This window comes from Mycobacterium arosiense ATCC BAA-1401 = DSM 45069 (assembly GCF_002086125.1).
Lineage (GTDB): Bacteria > Actinomycetota > Actinomycetes > Mycobacteriales > Mycobacteriaceae > Mycobacterium > Mycobacterium arosiense.
The window spans coordinates 15624-33335 of the sequence record NZ_MVHG01000056.1; the positions used below are offsets into that span (position 1 = coordinate 15624).

A 17712-nucleotide genomic window follows, 5' to 3' on the forward strand; every position below is an offset into this window, starting at 1 on the left:
CGGTGGCGAAACGACCCGACACCCAGACCTGGCGCTACTGGCGCACGGTGGTCGGTGTCGCGGCTGCGGTCGCGGTGCTGGTGATCGGCGGGCTCACGGGTCACGTGACGCGCGCCGACGACCTCAGCTGCTCGGTGGTCAAATGCGTTGCCCTGACCTTCGACGACGGGCCGGGACCGTTCGATGAGCGGCTGCTGCAGATCCTGAGGGACAACGACGCCAAGGCGACGTTCTTCCTGATCGGCAACAAGGTGGCCGCCAACCCGTCCGGGGCCAAGCGCATCGCCGACGCCGGGATGGAGATCGGCAGCCACACCTGGGAACACCCCAACATGACCACGATCCCGCGCGAGGACATCGCCGCCCAGTTCACCAAGGCCAACGACGCGATCACCGCCGCGACCGGGCGCACCCCGACCCTGTATCGCCCCGCGGGCGGGTTGTCCGACCCGGTGGTGCGCCAGACCGCCGGCCGATTCGGGCTCGCCGAAATCCTCTGGGATGTCATCCCTTTCGACTGGGCAAACGACTCGAACACAGCCGCCACCCGCTACATGCTGATGACCTACATCAAGCCCGGCTCGGTAGTGTTGCTGCACAACACCTACTCGAGCACCGTCGACCTGGTGTATCAGTTCATCCCGGTACTCAGGGCCAACGGCTACCGGATGGTCACGGTCAGCGATCTGCTGGGACAACGAGGGCCCGGCAGCAGTTACGGCGGCCGGGAAAACGGTCCACCGGTTAACGCTCTGCACGACATCCCGCCCGCCGACATCCCCACGCTGCCCAACACGCCCTCGCCCAGACCGATGCCCAACTTTCCGATCACCGACATCCCCGGGCAGAACTCCGGCGGTCCGAACAACGGTGCGTAACACACATTTCGGGGCGCACGCGACTACGTTTGTAGCGTGATCACCGTGGGCTGGCTCCGGGATCGGCTTCCGCAACAATTCCGCAAAACGGCGCAGCACCGGGGCACCGGACAGCGAAAGTCTTTTCGAAGATGGCTGTTTCAATACGGGTTCGATCTCAGCCTGTCCTACGCATTGGCCGTCGTCGAAGCGGCCGCCATCCTGATTCCGTTGCGGGGCCACACTTCCGTCGGCGCAAACGCGGACTTCGCGCGGCAGAACACGGCGCCGGTGGTGCTGCTCATCGTGCTCGGCATCGTCAGTGTCGCGGTGGCCGGCGCCGTGAGCCTGGCTCCCACCGTGCGCTGGTATGTCGCGGGCGCCGAACCCACCCCGCAACAACGCGAAGCCGTGATGAAGCTGGCCGGTCGTCAGTCGGCCATCCTGGTGACCTCCTGGGCGTTGACCGGCGGGATCTTCATCCTGCTGAATCTGACTGGCGGACCGCGGTCCCTGCTGCCCATCGCGCTCGGCGTGCTGCTCGGCGGGTCGGCGGCCGCCGGCACCGGCATGCTGCTCGCGCAACGCACCCTGCGGCCCATCATGCGCGCCGCCACGCTGGGCGCCGAGCCGCGGCTGACGGTGCCGGGCGTGTACGCCCGGCTGGTCCTGCTGTGGTTTTTGTGTAGCGCGTTCCCCATCGCCGTGATCGCGACGCTGGTCGTGTTGCGCTCATACGGGTGGCTGATCGAGAAGTCCGCGTCGCTGGACGTGCCCATTCTGGTGGTGTCGCTGGCGGCGCTGGTGCTGGGGCTGCCGACGATGATCTTGACCTCGCGGTCCATCTCGGATCCGGTCGGCGAGGTCGTCGACGCGATGGCAGAAATCGAGCATGGCCGCATGGAAACCTACGTCGGCGTCTACGAACGTTCCCAAATCGGGCGTTTGCAGACAGGATTCAACCGGATGGTGGCCGGGCTCGCCGAGCGGGACCGGCTGCGTGACCTGTTCGGGCGCCATGTCGGCGCCGATGTCGCACAACGCGCCCTCAACGAGGGGGCAACTTTGTCGGGCGACGTCGTCGAAGCGGCGGTGCTTTTCATCGACCTGGTGGGCTCCACCCAGCTCGCGGAAAGCCGCCCCCCGCAGGAGGTCGCCGAGGTGCTCAACGACTTCTTCCGCATCGTGGTGCACGCCGTCGACGAACACCACGGTCTGGTCAACAAGTTCGCCGGCGACGCCGCGCTGGCCGTCTTCGGCGTGCCGTTGCCGACCAGCGAACCGGCGTCGTCGGCGTTGGCGACCGCTCGTTCCCTCGGCTCCCAACTGCGGCGGCTACCGGTCGATTTCGGCATCGGCGTTTCGGCGGGGCGGGTGTTCGCCGGCAATATCGGCGCCGAGAACCGGTACGAGTACACCGTGATCGGGGACGCCGTCAACGAGGCCGCGCGACTGGCCGACCTCGCCAAAACCTCCGACCGGCGGATCCTGTGCTCGGCGGGCGCCATCGATGCCGCGGGGGAGGCCGAGCGCGCGCAGTGGGCCGAGTGTTATTCCACGGTCCTGCGCGGCCGATCGGAGGCCACCCTGGTCTCGGCGCCGACGGGCCCGGCTAGCTAGCCGCCACCCGTCAGGACTTCGAAACCTTCAGCGCGGCAATGATCTTCGCGACCAGGTCCGCAGACGCGGCGTCACCGATGGGCGTGCTGCCGATGAACACGGTGACCGGCTTGGTGTCGACGGCGATGATGGTGACGGAGTCGCCCTTCACGTTGCGGCTGGGATCGGCGATCGTGACGTCGGCGTCGACGCGGACCGCCTTGGTGCCGTCGACGGTGATCGGCGACGACTTAATCGGTCCCAGCGTCGGCTGGGCGTTGGCGTAGCCGGGCCCGGCGACGATGCATTGCATCAACTTGGTGGCCTGCGCCGTAAGGTCCATGCTGGCAACGAAATTGGTGACGCCTACCTCGGCCGTCATCATCCATTGATTGGCCCCGGGCACGTCTTGGGCAACACCCAGCCCGCCGATCAGGTTCGGGCCCTGGTCGTCGGAGAACACCGTCCACCCGCCCGGCGCCGCGCTGGCCGGGAACGAGAGCTTGCCGGCGGCGATCGAGTCGGTCCGGGGCATCTCACCGCCGGACACGTTCGGGGTGCAATCCGTCGCGTTCTGCGCGGAATTCTTCGGCTGGGAAACCGAGGTGCTCGTGGTCGACGGCGCGGCGGCCGGCTTGTTGCCATGACCACCCCGCATCACCAGCAGCGTCGCGACGAGCGCGACCACCGCCAGCACGACCAGACCGCCGACGATCAACCAGGGCAGCTTGGACCCAGACCCACCCGGCGGCCCCGGGGGATACGGGCCGCTCGGCCCACCCGGCGGAAACTGCTGTCCGGATTGGGGATACGGCTGGTTCGGGTAGGCGGGGCCACCCGGCGCATACGGGTACGGACCACCCGGTGGGTAGCCGTAGGGACCGCCCGGCGGATAGGGCCCCGGACCACCCTGCGGGTAAGGGCCGGGACCGCCCTGCGGGTATGGCCCCGGACCGCCGGCGGGCGGCTGCCCGCCCCAATTCGGGTCCTGCCCATACGGGTTGCTTCCGTAGGGTCCCTGGCCGTAGGGGCCACCGGGAGGAGCCGTCATGCAAAACCACCCTTACTCTCGTCGATCACCGCCGGGATGACGGGCGGCTCAGTCTTCGGGTTTGACCTTGGCCATCGCCAGCACGTCGAGCCGCCGGTCGAGTTCCTCGATCGGCAGTTTCTCGCCGATCAGGCCGCGATCGATCACCGTTTGGCGAATCGTCTTGCGCTCCTTGAGCGCCTGCTTGGCCACCGCGGCAGCCTCCTCGTAGCCGATCGCTGAGTTCAGCGGCGTCACGATGGACGGCGACGACTCGGCCAGCTCGCGCAGGTGCTCCACGTTTGCCGCCAGGCCGACGATGCAACGCTCGGCAAACAGCTTCGACACATTGGTCAGCAGCTTGAAGGACTCCAGGATGTTGCGGGCCATCATCGGGATGTAGACGTTGAGCTCGAAGGCACCGGACAAGCCACCGACGGCCACCGCGGCGTCATTCCCGATCACCTGCGCGGCGACCTGGGTAACCGCTTCTGGCAGAACGGGATTGACCTTGCCCGGCATGATCGAGCTGCCCGGCTGCAGGTCGGGCAGCGCAATCTCGGCCAGTCCGGTCAGCGGGCCCGACCCCATCCAGCGGACATCGTTGGCGATCTTGGTCAGCGACACCGCGATGGTGCGCAGCGCACCGGACGCCTCGACCAGCCCGTCGCGCGCCGCCTGGGCCTCGAACGAGTTTGCCGCCGTGCGTAATTCGCTCAGGCCGGTGGAGGCGACCAACGCCTCGACCACCTTGGCGCCGAAGCCGTCGGGAGCGTTCAGGCCGGTACCGACCGCGGTGCCGCCGATGGCCAGCTCACCGAGCCGGGGCAGCGTCGCGCGCACCCGCTCGATGCCCGCCTCGATCTGGCGGGCGTAGCCGCTGAATTCCTGGCCGAGGGTCACCGGGACGGCGTCCATCAGGTGGGTGCGGCCCGACTTGACCACGGTGTGCCACTCGCGGGCCTTGCCGGCCAGGGCGTCATGCAGCACCTCGAGCGCCGGAATAAGATGGCGCACAGCGGCTTCGGTGGCCGCGATGTGGGTGGCGGTGGGGAAGGTGTCGTTCGACGACTGCGACATGTTGACGTCGTCGTTGGGATGCACCGTCACACCGTTGGCGGCCGCGATGGACGCGATCACCTCGTTGGTGTTCATGTTGGAGCTGGTGCCCGAACCGGTCTGGAACACATCGATGGGGAACTGGTCGTCGTGCCGGCCGTCGGCGATCTCGCCCGCGGCGGCGATGATCGCGTCGGCCTTTTCCGGCGCCAGCAAACCCAAGTCCTTGTTGACCTGCGCGCAGGCGCCCTTCAGCAGGCCCAGAGCGCGGATCTGGGTGCGCTCCAGTCCGCGGCCCGAGATCGGAAAGTTCTCGACCGCACGCTGAGTTTGCGCGCGCCACAACGCTTTTGCGGGTACGCGGACCTCGCCCATGGTGTCGTGCTCGATGCGGTACTCGGTGTCATCAGGGCTGTTCGCGGCCATAGATGGTCTTCCTCGTTCGTCGATCGGTGGTCAGGGCAGGGGATAGGCGGCGGAGCTATCGCCGGTGAAGTCGATGGCGGAGTACTCGTTGAGCTTCGAAAGTCGGTGGTAGGCCTCGATCATCCGGACGGTGCCCGACTTCGACCGCATGACGATCGACTGGGTGGTGCACCCGCCGGGGTAGTACTGCACGCCCTTGAGCAGGTCGCCGCTGGTAACGCCGGTGGCGCAGAAGAATACGTTCTCCCCGGACACCAGGTCCTCGGTGGTCAGCACCTGGTCGAGGTCGTAGCCGGCGTCGATGGCTTTCTGGCGTTCGTCATCGTCGGTGGGAGCCAGCTGCGCCTGGATCGCGCCGCCCATGCACCGGATGGCGGCGGCGGCGATGATGCCTTCCGGCGTGCCGCCGATCCCGGCCAGCATGTCGGTGCCCGAATGCGGCCGGCAGGCCGAGATCGCGCCGGCCACGTCACCGTCGGTGATCAGCCGGATGCGGGCTCCGGTCGCCCGGACTTCGTGGATCAGTTCGGCGTGCCGCGGCCGGTCCAGGATGCACACGGTCATGTCGCGCACCGACAACGCCTTGACCTGGGCGACGGCCTTGATGTTCTCGGCGATCGGCGCGGTGATGTCGAGCACGTGCGCGGCCTCGGGCCCGACGGCGATCTTGTTCATGTAGAACACCGCCGACGGGTCGAACATGGCGCCGCGGTCGGCCACCGCCAACACGGAGATGGCGTTGGGCATGCCCTTGCTCATCAGCGTGGTGCCGTCGATGGGGTCGACGGCGAAGTCACACTCCGCGCCGTCGCCATTGCCGACCTCCTCGCCGTTGTAGAGCATCGGCGCGTGATCCTTTTCGCCCTCGCCGATGACGACGACGCCGCGCATCGACACCGTGTTGACCAGCTCGCGCATCGCATCGACGGCCGCTCCGTCGCCGCCCTCTTTGTCGCCGCGGCCGACCCAGCGACCTGCGGCCATGGCCCCGGCCTCGGTGACGCGTACCAGTTCCAAAGCCAGGTTGCGGTCTGGTGCCTCACCCCGCGGCCGCCCCTGCGCGGGGGCCCGGCCGGTGGTGGCGGCCGGGTGGTCGCCCTCAACTGTCATGGTTGCCGATTGTCCCAGAAGCGGATCGCTGCGCTGGAACTGGGATACTTGGGGGATGACGGAGGAGCCGCCGCCGAATGCCCAGCTCGATGGGAATGTGGCCGGCGCGCCGTCTGGGCAAGCCGGACCGGCGCCCCGGCCGGCCAAACCCCGGCTGTTGCAGGACGGCCGGGACATGTTCTGGTCCCTGATACCGCTGGTCATCGCGTGCATCGCGCTCGCCGGCATGCTCGGGATGTGCTCGGTCCAGTTCGGCCACCACCAGGGCCCCGTCCCTTCCTATGACGCGGGTGCGGCCCTGCGTGCGGACGCCTCTGCGCTCGGCTTTCCCATCCGCCAGCCCCAGTTGCCCACCGGCTGGCAGGCCAACTCCGGCCACCGCGGCGGGATCCAGGGCGGCCGGACCGACCCCGCGAGCGGTCAACGGGTGAACGCGCCCGTTTCGGTGGTCGGCTACCTCACCCCGACCGGGATGTACCTGAGCCTGACCCAGAGCAACGCCGACGAGGACAAGCTGATCGGTTCGATTCACCCGTCGGCCTACCCGACGGGGACCGTCGACGTCGGCGGGACCGGGTGGGTGGTCTATCAGGGCTCCGGTCAGACCGGCGCGGACGCCGAGCCGATATGGACGACCCGGCTCAGCGGTCCGGGCGGCGCCACCCAAATTGCGATAACCGGCGCCGGAACCACCGATCAGTTTCGTACGCTGGCGTCGGCGACGCAATCGCAACCGCCTTTGCCAAGCCGCTAGCTCACCGCGCAAGCAGAGGGATGGGATGGCATCGACGTGACTGCACCAGAGGCCGATCTGACCGGATGGTCGGCGGCACCGTTCAGCGGCGGCGGCTACACCCATGACGTCTACCGCAAGGGCAGCGGACCCGGGGTGGTGCTGATTCCCGAGATTCCCGGGATCCATCCCGGCGTGCTCGCCCTGGGTAATCACCTGGTGGACAACGGCTTCACCGTCGCCATGCCGTCGTTGTTCGGGCAGCCGGGCAAGGCGAAGACGGCAAGTTACCTCCTCGGTACCATCGGGCGGGCCTGTGTGGCAAGGGAATTCGCGGCGCTCGCGTTGAACAAGCAGCGGCCGGTGGCCTCGTTCCTGCGCGAGCTGGCCCGTGACCTGAACGCATCGACGCCGGGCAAGGGCGTCGGGGTGATCGGCCAGTGCTTCACCGGTGGGTTCGCGCTGGCCGCCGCGGTCGACGACAGCGTGCTGGCGCCGGTGCTGTCGCAACCGTCGGTCCCATTCCCGCTGGGCGCGGCGCGGCGCAGCGACCCCGGCCTGAGCGAAGCCGAGCTGGCCACCGTGGCCGACCGGTGCGCCAACGACGGCCTGTGCGCCATGGGATTGCGGTTCAGCGAGGACAAGATGTCGCCCGGCGAGCGGTTCGTGACGCTCAAGCAGCGCCTGGGCGACGCCTTCGAGGTGATCGACATCGATTCGGGCCCCGGCAATCAGCACGGTTTCGGCAAGATGGCGCACTCGGTGCTCACCGACGAGGTTCGCGAACTCGACGGCCACCCCGCCTACGAGGCCCGCAAGAGAGTGGTCGAATTCCTCACGCAACGCCTTTTCTAGGATCGTTTCAGGAGATTTCGCACGCGCATGGCTAACGACGACCTGGTGGTCGAGACCAGCTACGGCCCGGTCCGGGGCATCGAAGAGAACGGTGTCAGGGCGTGGAAGGGCGTTCGGTACGCGGCCGCGCCGGTGGGCGAGCTGCGTTTCCGCGCGCCCCAGCCGCCCGCGCGGTGCACCGAGGTCGCCGACGCCACCGCGTTCGGCCCGGCCTGCCCGCAACCGGTTTTTCCCAACATGCCGCTGGATCTGGGCGCGCCACAGGGCGAAGACTGCTTGCGGCTCAACGTCTGGGCGTCTTGCGACACCCGCCCCGGCGACGCCAAACCGGTGATGGTCTGGCTGCACGGCGGCGCCTACGTCCTGGGATCGAGCAGCCAGACCCTCTATGACGGCCGCAGGCTGGTCAGCCACGGCGACGTCATCGTGGTGACCGTCAACTACCGGCTCGGGGTGCTCGGCTTTCTCGACCTGTCGTCGTTCGATTCCCGTGGTCGGCATTCCGACTCGAACGTCGGGCTGCGCGACGCGCTGGCGGCGCTGCAGTGGGTGCGCGACAACATCGCCGCCTTCGGCGGTGATCCGCGGCGGGTCACGCTGTTCGGCGAGTCCGCCGGGGCCGGGATGGTCACCACCCTGCTGGCCAGCCCGGCGGCCGAGGGTCTGTTCGCCGGGGCGATCGCGCAAAGCTCGCCGGCCACTTCGGTCTACGACCGCGAGCGTGCCGGCCGGGTGGCCCGGGCGTTCCTCGACCGGCTAGGAGTCACCCCGGCGGAATCCCGGCGGCTCATCGACATCCCGATGGCGCAGATCCTGACCGCGACGCAACAGGTGTTCGACGAAGTGCCGGTGCGCAACCCGGGAACGCTGGCGTTCGTCCCGATCGTCGACGGCGATGTGCTGAGCGACTATCCGGTCAAGCTTGCCCAACAGGGCCGCTCACACCCGGTTCCGTTGATCATCGGCACCAACAAGCACGAGGCGGCGCTCTTCCGGTTGATGCGTTCGCCGCTGATGCCGATCACCCCGAGCGCGATCACGTCGATGTTCAACCAGATCGCCGCCGAACAACCCGACCTGCAGTTGCCCACCGAGGAGGAGATCGGCTCCGCGTATTCGCGATTGCGGCGCAGGGCAAGGACTTTGAGCATCGCGACCGACGTCGGTTTCCGGATGCCGTCGGTGTGGCTGGCCGAGGGGCACGCTCGCGTGGCGCCGGTGTATCTGTACCGGTTCGATTACGCTACCCCGTTGTTGAAGTTGTTGATGGTCGGGGCCGCTCATGCCACCGAATTGCCGTTCGTCTGGGGCAATCTCGGCGCACCCATGGATCCCACGCTGAAGTTGGGCGGCACCAAGGCCGCCAAGGCGGTGTCCAAGAGGGTGCGCACCCGCTGGATCAACTTCGCCGCGCACGCCACACCCGCGGGTCCCGCAGGCGCGCCGGAATGGACGCCCTATGCGCAGACCGACCGTTCCTGCTTGATCATCGGCCGCACCGACACCGTCGCGCAGGACATCGACGCCGACATCCGCGCGGCCTGGGGCAGCGAGATGGTGAGCTTTCGCTAGGCGGACGCTTTGCCCGCCAACGCTTGTCGCTTCATCTGGTCGAACATCTCGACGTAGTACGGCAGGCATTCCGACAGCGCCCGTTCGGTGTTGAACAGGGGCTGGTAACCGAGGTCGCGCGACGCCTTGGCGATCGAAAAGAAATTGTCCAGATACAACCGTTCGACGGCGAGCGGCTCGAGCAGCGGCGCCGGTATCCCGAATCGGAAATGCAACCGCTGCCAACTGGTCATCGCCGCGCGCACGACGGGCCCGTTCACCCTGACCCGCGGCCACTTCTCCCCGCACGCCTCGACCACCGGCCTGGCGAACTCGAACATGTTGATGGGCTCGGCGTCGTTGATGAAGTATGCCTGGCCCGGCGCGGTGCCGCCGGGCGTCAGGTGTTCGGCGGCCAGGATGAAACCGTGAATCAGGTTGTGCACGTAAGAGTTATCCAACCGGGCCGATTTGCGGCCGATCAGCACCTTGACGTGGCCGGCGATCACGCTTTCGAACAGCTTGCGAAACATCGTCTGGTCGCCCCGGCCCCAGATGCCGCTGGGGCGAATCGCACACGTCAACAGTCCGTCGACACCGTTCTGCCTCAAGACGAATCGCTCTGCGAGCACCTTGGTCTCGGTGTAGAGGTCGTTGAACCGGTCGGTGTAGGGCAGCGCCTCGTCGCCGCCTGCGATGTTCTGACCGCCCATGACGACGCTGTTCGACGAGGTGTAGACGAAGCGCTTCGCCCCGGCGGCCTGCGCGGCGCGGACCAGGTTTTCGGTGCCCCCGACGTTGACCCCGAAGCTGCGCTGCCGGTACTCGTCGGTCACCGACGCCCCGCCCATCAGGTCGATGATCGCGGCCGTGTGGAAGACGGTGTCGATGCCGTCGACCGCGTGGGCGCACACGGCCGTGTCGGTGATGTCGCCCTGCAGCATCTCCAGCTGGGGATGCGCGGGCAGCGGCGAGGGCGCACGGTCGAACGAACGGACGAAATGTCCGCGCTCGAGCAAGGTGGACACCAGGTTGGCGCCGACGAATCCGGAACCCCCGGTGACCAGGACGCGGCCGAGCTCGGCCGTCAGCGATGGATCACCCATGGCCGAAAGCATAACTGAAACGTGTTCCAGTTCGGAGAAACGCTTTCAACCAAGCCCGCCGATATAGCCGAATTCAGGCATCCTCTGCCTCGCCCGCCGCGAGCGCATCCTCGATTCTCTTGCGGGCGCCAGCTAAGTGCTCTTCGCACCGTTTGGCCAGCTGTTCTCCCCTTTCCCACAACTTCAGCGATTCATCCAGGTCCAAGCCGCCCTGTTCGAGCACCCGCACCACTTCGATGAGTTCGTCCCGGCAGGCTTCATACGCCAAATGACTAATAGGTGTAATGGATTCGTCCTCCTGCAGGACGGCGGAGTCGTCCCCGCCGTCGTCGTTACGCGCCATTGGACCGTCCCTCGCTCACCGCGGCCACGGCGCCGTCGGCCACCCGCACCCGCAGCCGGGTGCCCGCCGGCGCGTCGTCGGCCGACCGGAGCACCTGGTTCGTCGTCCCCATGGCCTGAACGGTGGTTTGTACGATGGCGTAACCGCGGGCCAGCGTGGCCGCCGGCCCCAACGTCGCCAGCCGCGCGCGCAGGTGGCCGACCCGCTCGGTCTCGGTGGCGGCCAGGCGGGTGATGTCGCGGCGCATCGCCGACCGCGCGCGGTGCACCTCCTCGGCGCGGGCCGTCAAGGCCGCCAGCGGCTCGGCCAGCACCGGGCGACTGCGGATTTGGGCCAGCGCGCGTTGCTCGCGGGTCACCCAGTTGCGCAACGCCTGGGCGCTGCGCCGCCGCAGCTCGTCGAGCAGCCGCTGCTCGGCGGCGGTGTCGGGCACCACCTTCTTGGCCGCGTCGGTGGGGGTGGCCGCGCGCAGATCGGCGACCAGGTCGCACAGCGGGTTGTCGGGTTCGTGGCCGACCGCACTGACCACCGGCGTGCGGCAGGCCGCGATGGCACGGCACAGCGTCTCGTCGGAGAACGGCAGCAGGTCCTCCACGCTGCCGCCGCCGCGGGCGATGACGATGACGTCGACCTCCGCGTCGCGGTCGAGTTCGCCCAGCGCCCCGAGGATCTGGGCGACCGCGTTGGGTCCCTGCACGGCGGTGTTGCGCACCGCGAACCGCACGCCGGGCCAGCGTGCGGCCGCCACGGTGGTCACGTCGCGTTCGGCGGCGCTGGCCCGGCCGGTGATCAGTCCAATCATGTTGGGCAAGAAGGGGATCGGTCGCTTGAGCCGAGGATCGAAGAGGCCTTCGGCATCCAGCAGCCGACGCAGCCGATCGATGCGGGCCAACAGCTCGCCCACCCCGACGGCGCGAATCTCGGACAGGCGCAACGAGAATGTGCCCCGTCCCTTGTAAAACGACGGTTTGCCGCGCACCACCACCTGCGTGCCCTCGGCCAGCTGCACCGGCGCGCTGAGCACCAGATCGCGCGGGCAGGTCACGGTCAGCGACATGTCGGCCGCCGGGTCACGCAACACCATGAACACGGTTTTGGAATCCTGCCGCATCGAAATCTGGGCCAGCTGACCCTCGACCCAGACGGTGCCCAGCTTGTCGATCCAGCCCGCGACCCGGATGGCCACCGCACGCACCGGGAAAGGGTTTTCGGCGGAGTTCGGTTCGGAGGTAACGGCCGGGGTCACTTCGCGTTCGCGCGGGTGATCCTGTTGGCGATCAGCGTCTGGAACGGTGCACGGCCCTTGGTGGCCTGCTCGTAGGCCAGCAGGGCTTCGAGCTCGTCCACGCTCAGCGACTGCAGACGCGCCCGCAGTTGCGCCAGCGTCAGCGACGCGTAATCCAACTCGGTGACCACTTCCGGTTGCGGAACCGTCGCGCCGGCCGCCGGCTTCTTCGATTGCCGGTTGGGCCGGGTCAGCGCGCCCGCGTCCTCGTGGGCGTCGGCCACCGAGTACAGCGCGAACCGGCCCTCGGCCCTGCGCTCGCCCTCGCCGCCGTCCGGAAGCCCGCCGTACGCGCCGTCGACCGCGTCATCGAGATCCTCGTCGAAGGTCGCCCATTCCGGCTTCTCGTCCTTGGGCGGGAAGATCGATTCGAGGGTGCTGTCGCCCTTGATGGCCAGCTCGGCGAGGTTCTGCTGCAAGCGCATGACGATGTGCGCGGCCTGACTGGCCAGTGTCATCGGGTACATCAGGATGGTTTTCGGCAGCCTGATGGTCTCTTCCACCGCGACTGTCGCCGCGCCGACCAGCAGCCGAACTCCATACGGTGCAGTGCCCATGGGTCCAAGATTGCCCTAAGCGGCGGCTAACTCCAAGCCCACCGGCGCGAGCTGGCAAGCCCGTGTCCGCGGTAAGTACCCTGGACGACATGCCGCCGACTATCGACATGGGGATTCCCGGCCTTGTGGGAGGACCGGCGCGCACGGTAGCCGGCGACCCGGTCCCCAAGCGAGTGCTGTTGGCCGAACCGCGTGGTTACTGCGCGGGCGTCGACCGGGCCGTGGAGACCGTCGAACGCGCGCTGGAAAAGCACGGGCCACCGGTTTACGTGCGTCATGAGATCGTGCACAACCGCCACGTGGTCACCACCCTGGAAAAGGCCGGCGCGGTGTTCGTCGAGGAAACCGACGAGGTTCCCGAGGGGGCGATCGTGGTGTTTTCCGCCCATGGCGTGGCGCCCACGGTGCACGCCGCGGCCGCCGACCGCAACCTGCACACCATCGACGCCACGTGCCCCCTGGTGACCAAGGTGCACAACGAGGCCAGGCGTTTCGCGCGCAACGACTACGACATCCTGCTGATCGGCCACGAGGGCCACGAAGAGGTCGTCGGGACCGCCGGTGAGGCGCCCGATCACGTGCAGCTGGTCGACGGTGTCGCCGCCGTGGACCACGTGACGGTGCGCGACGAGAACAAGGTGGTGTGGCTGTCGCAGACCACGCTGTCGGTGGACGAGACCATGGACATCGTCGAGCGGCTGCGGCAACGGTTCCCCAAGCTGCAGGATCCGCCCAGCGACGACATCTGCTACGCGACCCAGAACCGGCAGGTCGCGGTTAAGGCGATGGCACCGGAATGCGAGCTGGTGATCGTCGTCGGGTCCCGCAATTCCTCGAACTCGGTGCGGCTGGTCGAGGTCGCGCTGGGCGGCGGGGCCGCGGCCGCACACCTGGTGGACTGGGCCGACGACATCGACCCGGCATGGCTGGAAGGCGTCACCACGGTGGGCGTCACCTCCGGGGCATCGGTTCCCGAGGTCCTGGTTCAGGGCGTGCTGGCGCGGCTGGCCGAATGCGGGTTTGACATTGTGCAGCCGGTCACGACCGCGCAGGAGACCCTGGTGTTCGCCCTGCCGCGGGAGATCCGGTCAGTGCGCTGAGCCGCTAGACGTCGTATTCCCACGATTCCGCCGGCGAGGGCCCAGGCGACCGGCCGGACGTCCGCGAGCGGCTGCGGCGCTCGGTGTCCGGCTCCCGGGGCGGTTCTTGGGAACCGGCGCCCCGGTAGCGGACCTGTGAGATGGGGTGATGGGTCCCATTGGAGCCGGTTGACGGGGGCCGGCGGCGCCTCGGTTCATACGGCGGCTCGTAAGGCTCGGGGCTGTCGTAGCGGTTCTCACGCCGGCCCCCGAAAGTTGGGCCGCTCGGCGGCTCGTACCTGTCCCCGTAGGGCTCGAAGCCGTCGAACCGGCTGCTCCGCCGGGTGGGCCGTTCGTAGGGGGTGCGCCGGGTGCGCGGTTCCCGACGAGGTTCCCGGGGCGATTGGCCACGCGGATCGGGGTCGGCGTCCGGCCTGGGCCGGCGGCGGGGACGCCGGGGCGGCTCGGCGGCGTCATAGTCGCGGGCCGACGCGGCGCTGCGGCGGGTGCTGCGCCTCGGGCGTTCGGGCCGCCCGGCGGGTTCGGCCCCCTCGCCCAACGGCTCGCGGGAATGCTGTGAACGGCTCCGGGCCGAACGCATGGAACGGGTGCTGTGGGTCGTGCGGCGCGTCCTCGATGACGAACTCGAGCGGCGGCCGCGGCGCGCATCGGCGGTGCCGTCGGCGTCGTCGGCGTCGGGATCGGACTGCAGCACCGACTGCGCCTTGGCGAGGATGCCGTTGAAGAAGGACTTGACGTTGACGCCGGCGGCATCCGAAGCGTCTTCAGAGGTGCCCGCCGATGTTCTTGTCTGGTAAGCGTTCCCGAAGTACCAGCGGGCCAGTCCGATCGCCAGCACACCGCCCGCGGTGCCCAGCATCAGCGGGAAGCGCTCGATCAACGGATAGCCGCAGTTGATCAGCAGGTCCTTGAGGCGGCCGACCTTGGCGTCGTGAAACAGCCAGTAGGCGCCCGGTACCGCGCCGAACAGGATCAGGGGCGGCTGGATGATCGTGGTGAAGATGCCATCCTGGCGCACCGCCAGCACCGCCGCCACGCAACCGGCGATGTAGAAGCCCGCGAAGACGTGGGTCAGTTCCTTGTGACCAGCGTCGATTCCGTAGCCGACGGCGGTCGCGGTGACGGCGAGAAGCAGGGCTGCGTACCAGGGGACGCCTGGGATGTTCGGCAGGATCGAACGGTGACCATCCTCCACCGTCGAACTCGTCCGCTGTGCTGACACATGTAGACCGTACCGGGAATGGGCCGAAAGGCCCGTAAATGCCTCGTAGGGATCCTGGGCGTGCCCTACCGGGGTGCAGGATCGGCGGTGTCCAATGGTCTTTGGCTCGCGTCGCGGCCAAGACCCCTAGACTTGGTTCCCCGTGAGCCTGAGCCTGGGAATAGTGGGGTTGCCCAACGTCGGCAAGTCGACCTTGTTCAACGCGCTGACCCGAAACAACGTGGTGGCCGCCAACTATCCGTTCGCGACGATCGAGCCTAATGAGGGCGTCGTCCCGCTGCCCGATCCCCGGCTGGACAAGCTGGCCGAGATGTTCGGCTCCGAGAAGATCGTCCCGGCGCCGGTCACGTTCGTCGACATCGCCGGAATCGTGAAGGGCGCCTCGGAGGGCGCCGGCCTGGGCAACAAGTTTTTGGCCAACATCCGCGAGTGTGACGCGATCTGCCAGGTGGTGCGGGTGTTCGCCGACGACGACGTGGTGCACGTCGACGGCAAGGTCGATCCGCGCGCCGACATCGAGGTGATCGAGACCGAGCTGATCCTGGCCGACATGCAGACCCTGGAGAAGGCCGTCCCGCGGCTGGAGAAGGAAGCCCGCAACAACAAGGAGCGCAAGCCGGTGCACGAGGCCGCGGTCGCCGCGGAGGCGGTGCTGGACTCGGGCAAGACGCTCTTCGCTGCCGGCGCAGACGTGTCACTGCTGCGCGAGCTGAATCTGATGACCACCAAGCCGTTTCTGTATGTCTTCAACGCGGACGAGTCCGTGCTGACCGACGATGCCCGCAAGGCCGAGCTCTCCGCGATGGTCGCGCCCGCCGACGCGGTGTTCCTCGACGCGAAGATCGAGGCCGAACTGCAAGAGCTCGACGACGAGTCGGCCGCCGAGCTGCTGGAGTCCATCGGGCAAACCGAGCGTGGACTGGATGCGTTGGCGCGGGCCGGTTTTCACACCCTGAAGCTGCAGACCTACCTAACGGCGGGACCAAAAGAGGCGCGCGCGTGGGTGATTCACCAGGGCGACACCGCACCGAAGGCCGCCGGGGTGATTCACACCGACTTCGAAAAGGGCTTCATCAAAGCCGAGATCGTCTCCTACGACGACCTGATCGCCGCGGGCTCGATGGCGGCGGCCAAGGCGGCGGGCAAGGTGCGCATGGAGGGCAAGGACTACGTCATGGCCGACGGTGACGTGGTCGAGTTCCGGTTCGGATCAGCGTCTACGTCGAAGAAGTAGGCATGGCTGTCTATCGATTGAGGCTCATCACGTAGACGTCGAGTGTCTCGACGCGTCCCTCGTCGTTGAACGCGTATGCCGTCACCGTATTGGCGACGTGCGTGAAACCGTCGAAAGTATTTCGCTCCAGGAGTTCCAGTATCACCCGATTACCTTGCTCGGTAATGTGTCTCAGCGTTGCCTCCCAGTGCGTGGCCCCGCCGTACTGGGTTATGTAGCCCTTGTACAAGTTTCTTCGAGCTTCTCCCTCAGTTCATTGGAGACGTCGGGTTCTTTTGAACGATGCCACAATCGCGTTGAAGCGCTCACTGTATTCCATGACCTTGCGGGACAGGCCGGTGAAGTTGTCGGAGCTGGGCATTTCGTGGGCCATATCGGCTCCTCCTGTTGATGTGAAACAGAAAGCTGATCGGAATGTATCTCCTGCGGTCCGGGCAGATGTTTTAATCACTGCGTGCCGTCCGATACGCGGGTGGGTCAGCCTCGCCGGTGCCGTGTTCGTGGCCTTGTAGTGGTTGGCCACTTGATTCGCAGGTGCTCTCAAAGCCTGAACTGAAGCGGCTCGTTGCCGTTACTTTGTGGCGCCTTGTACGCCCGCACCCAGCAGTGCGGTGGCAGACAATCCAAACATTGAGTGGAACACGCGGCTGAAGTGCGATAGGGACGCAAAGCCCGCGTCGACAGCGCAACGGGTCAGATCATTGCCGGCCGAAAATCCGTGGGCGGCGTGGAGCATGCGCGACCAAACCTTGTAGCGACGAAAGCTGGTCCCGGTCTGTTGAGCAAACAACCGCAGGAAGTAGGAGGTAGATAGGCCGTGCTCCTGGGCGGTGGTGTCGGCGCCGGCGTTAGCCCACGGATCGACGCGCATAGATCTCAGCACGCGTGCAATACGTGGATCGATAAGCCCCGAAGTTGGCGTGCCGGCGACCGCAAACAGACCATCGAAGTCGGCGCGATCGGCTTGGCATGCCGCGATGCCTTCCTGTTCGCGGCGGTGATCGAATCCGAACGGCCCAATCACGCGCTTCATGTTGGTCTGGTTATTCACGATCGACGCCGAGGTGGGTTCGAGCAGCAAAACCAGCATTCTGCCCTGACCCGCGGTCAACTGGTGCACGTGGCGAGCGCGGGCGTAAATGCTGCGGGCGGTGACTTCCCCGACGGCCCCGGCACGGAATGTGAAAAATACGTCCAAGCCGACTGCTAAGCAGCCCACCGCGGTCGAATGCGCATCAATATCAAGAGCCGGCCCTAGATAGCCGGCGTAGTTGGAGCCAATCACCAGGCGAGCAGGCGCATCAGCGTTTGACGCAGCCGGCGCCGCTACGCCGAGACTACCGATGCTGTGGGCATGCGGCGACGAAGTCACATCTTTGACCTTATAGGCGCTTTGCGAAGTTCAGGGGGCCACAGTAAGGGCCGACGGGCAGGCTGCGGGTCACCGGCCGATATCACTCGGCCGGTGTATGCGCGAACCGACCCGCAATTGATGGCACGTTTGTGAAAGCGCGGGCGACCAGTTGCCGTCACACTGTGCTTATGCCTGCCTCATCACTCGATGACGTTGTCGGCGGCGCCTGAAAACTGACCCCGGCGCGGCATCCGAATTTTGACCCCCTGGTCCGGTGGCCTGGCTCTAGTC

17 protein-coding genes are annotated in these 17712 nt (G+C 67.3%); 7 read left to right on the forward strand and 10 right to left on the reverse strand.

From position 1 onward, the window contains the following. Positions 1-2 precede the first annotated feature (2 nt). Both BST14_RS19060 and BST14_RS19065 read left to right on the forward strand, forming a co-directional pair. On the forward strand, positions 3-878 hold the full coding sequence (locus BST14_RS19060; protein WP_083065940.1) for a polysaccharide deacetylase family protein: 876 nt from the start codon (positions 3-5) through the stop codon (positions 876-878). A gap of 135 nt (positions 879-1013) precedes the next feature. Continuing rightward, positions 1014-2477, forward strand: coding sequence for an adenylate/guanylate cyclase domain-containing protein (locus BST14_RS19065; protein ID WP_083065957.1), 1464 nt, complete (start codon positions 1014-1016; stop codon positions 2475-2477). 10 nt (positions 2478-2487) lie between these two features. Here the strand turns inward: BST14_RS19065 and BST14_RS19070 are convergent, their stop codons facing one another. The 3 genes from BST14_RS19070 to glpX are packed head-to-tail and all read right to left on the reverse strand — an operon-like array spanning position 2488 to position 6081. Next, entirely contained in the window at positions 2488-3507 is a 1020-nt protein-coding gene (locus BST14_RS19070) for a hypothetical protein (RefSeq protein ID WP_083065941.1), read from the reverse strand. A 48-nt stretch (positions 3508-3555) separates the two neighbouring features. Next, positions 3556-4971, reverse strand: a complete 1416-nt coding sequence (locus BST14_RS19075) for a class II fumarate hydratase (RefSeq protein WP_083065942.1) — start codon at positions 4969-4971, stop codon at positions 3556-3558. Between the two features lie 30 nt (positions 4972-5001). After that, the gene (gene glpX / locus BST14_RS19080) at positions 5002-6081 is read right to left on the reverse strand and encodes a class II fructose-bisphosphatase (protein WP_211280762.1); all 1080 of its coding nucleotides are present in this window, start codon (positions 6079-6081) and stop codon (positions 5002-5004) included. Between the two features lie 55 nt (positions 6082-6136). Here glpX and BST14_RS19085 point away from each other — a divergent pair, with 55 nt between their 5' ends. Genes BST14_RS19085 through BST14_RS19095 form a run of 3 tightly spaced genes read left to right on the forward strand, consistent with a single transcriptional unit; the run spans position 6137 to position 9241 of the window. Continuing rightward, a complete protein-coding gene (locus tag BST14_RS19085) occupies positions 6137-6835 on the forward strand; it encodes a DUF4245 domain-containing protein (protein ID WP_083065943.1) in 699 nt (232 codons plus the stop codon). Positions 6836-6871: 36 nt separating this feature from the next. Then, complete coding sequence (locus BST14_RS19090) at positions 6872-7669, forward strand: dienelactone hydrolase family protein (protein ID WP_083065944.1); 798 nt, start codon at positions 6872-6874, stop codon at positions 7667-7669. A gap of 27 nt (positions 7670-7696) precedes the next feature. After that, the gene (locus BST14_RS19095) at positions 7697-9241 is read left to right on the forward strand and encodes a carboxylesterase/lipase family protein (RefSeq protein WP_083065945.1); all 1545 of its coding nucleotides are present in this window, start codon (positions 7697-7699) and stop codon (positions 9239-9241) included. Here BST14_RS19095 and BST14_RS19100 read toward each other — a convergent pair. From BST14_RS19100 to BST14_RS19115, 4 genes are all read right to left on the reverse strand, one after another. Then, a complete protein-coding gene (locus BST14_RS19100) occupies positions 9238-10338 on the reverse strand; it encodes a 3-beta-hydroxysteroid dehydrogenase (protein ID WP_083065946.1) in 1101 nt (366 codons plus the stop codon). The genes BST14_RS19095 and BST14_RS19100 overlap by 4 nt on opposite strands. Before the next feature lie 61 nt (positions 10339-10399). Next, positions 10400-10669 (reverse strand): exodeoxyribonuclease VII small subunit, encoded by a 270-nt coding sequence (locus BST14_RS19105; protein WP_083065947.1) that lies wholly within the window; start codon positions 10667-10669, stop codon positions 10400-10402. After that, positions 10659-11915 carry an exodeoxyribonuclease VII large subunit gene (gene xseA / locus BST14_RS19110; protein WP_083065948.1) on the reverse strand — a complete coding sequence of 419 codons (1257 nt, stop codon included), beginning with the start codon at positions 11913-11915 and terminating at the stop codon, positions 10659-10661. The genes BST14_RS19105 and xseA overlap by 11 nt, the downstream gene beginning before the upstream one ends. Beyond that, entirely contained in the window at positions 11912-12511 is a 600-nt protein-coding gene (locus tag BST14_RS19115) for a lipid droplet-associated protein (protein ID WP_083065949.1), read from the reverse strand. The genes xseA and BST14_RS19115 overlap by 4 nt, the downstream gene beginning before the upstream one ends. Positions 12512-12600: 89 nt before the next feature. Between BST14_RS19115 and BST14_RS19120 the strand changes: the two genes are divergently transcribed. After that, positions 12601-13611, forward strand: a complete 1011-nt coding sequence (locus BST14_RS19120) for a 4-hydroxy-3-methylbut-2-enyl diphosphate reductase (protein ID WP_083065950.1) — start codon at positions 12601-12603, stop codon at positions 13609-13611. Between the two features lie 4 nt (positions 13612-13615). Here BST14_RS19120 and BST14_RS19125 read toward each other — a convergent pair whose 3' ends face one another. Further along, positions 13616-14833 (reverse strand): DUF6542 domain-containing protein, encoded by a 1218-nt coding sequence (locus BST14_RS19125; RefSeq protein WP_211280763.1) that lies wholly within the window; start codon positions 14831-14833, stop codon positions 13616-13618. Between the two features lie 142 nt (positions 14834-14975). Here BST14_RS19125 and ychF point away from each other — a divergent pair, with 142 nt between their 5' ends. Beyond that, positions 14976-16067: a redox-regulated ATPase YchF gene (gene ychF / locus BST14_RS19130; protein ID WP_083065951.1), complete on the forward strand. Its 1092-nt coding sequence runs from the start codon at positions 14976-14978 to the stop codon at positions 16065-16067. A gap of 10 nt (positions 16068-16077) precedes the next feature. Here ychF and BST14_RS31445 read toward each other — a convergent pair whose 3' ends face one another. Next, entirely contained in the window at positions 16078-16212 is a 135-nt protein-coding gene (locus BST14_RS31445) for a hypothetical protein (protein WP_281252815.1), read from the reverse strand. Positions 16213-16638: 426 nt separating this feature from the next. Then, positions 16639-17439, reverse strand: coding sequence for an AraC family transcriptional regulator (locus tag BST14_RS19140; protein WP_142279488.1), 801 nt, complete (start codon positions 17437-17439; stop codon positions 16639-16641). Between the last annotated feature and the right edge of the window lie 273 nt (positions 17440-17712).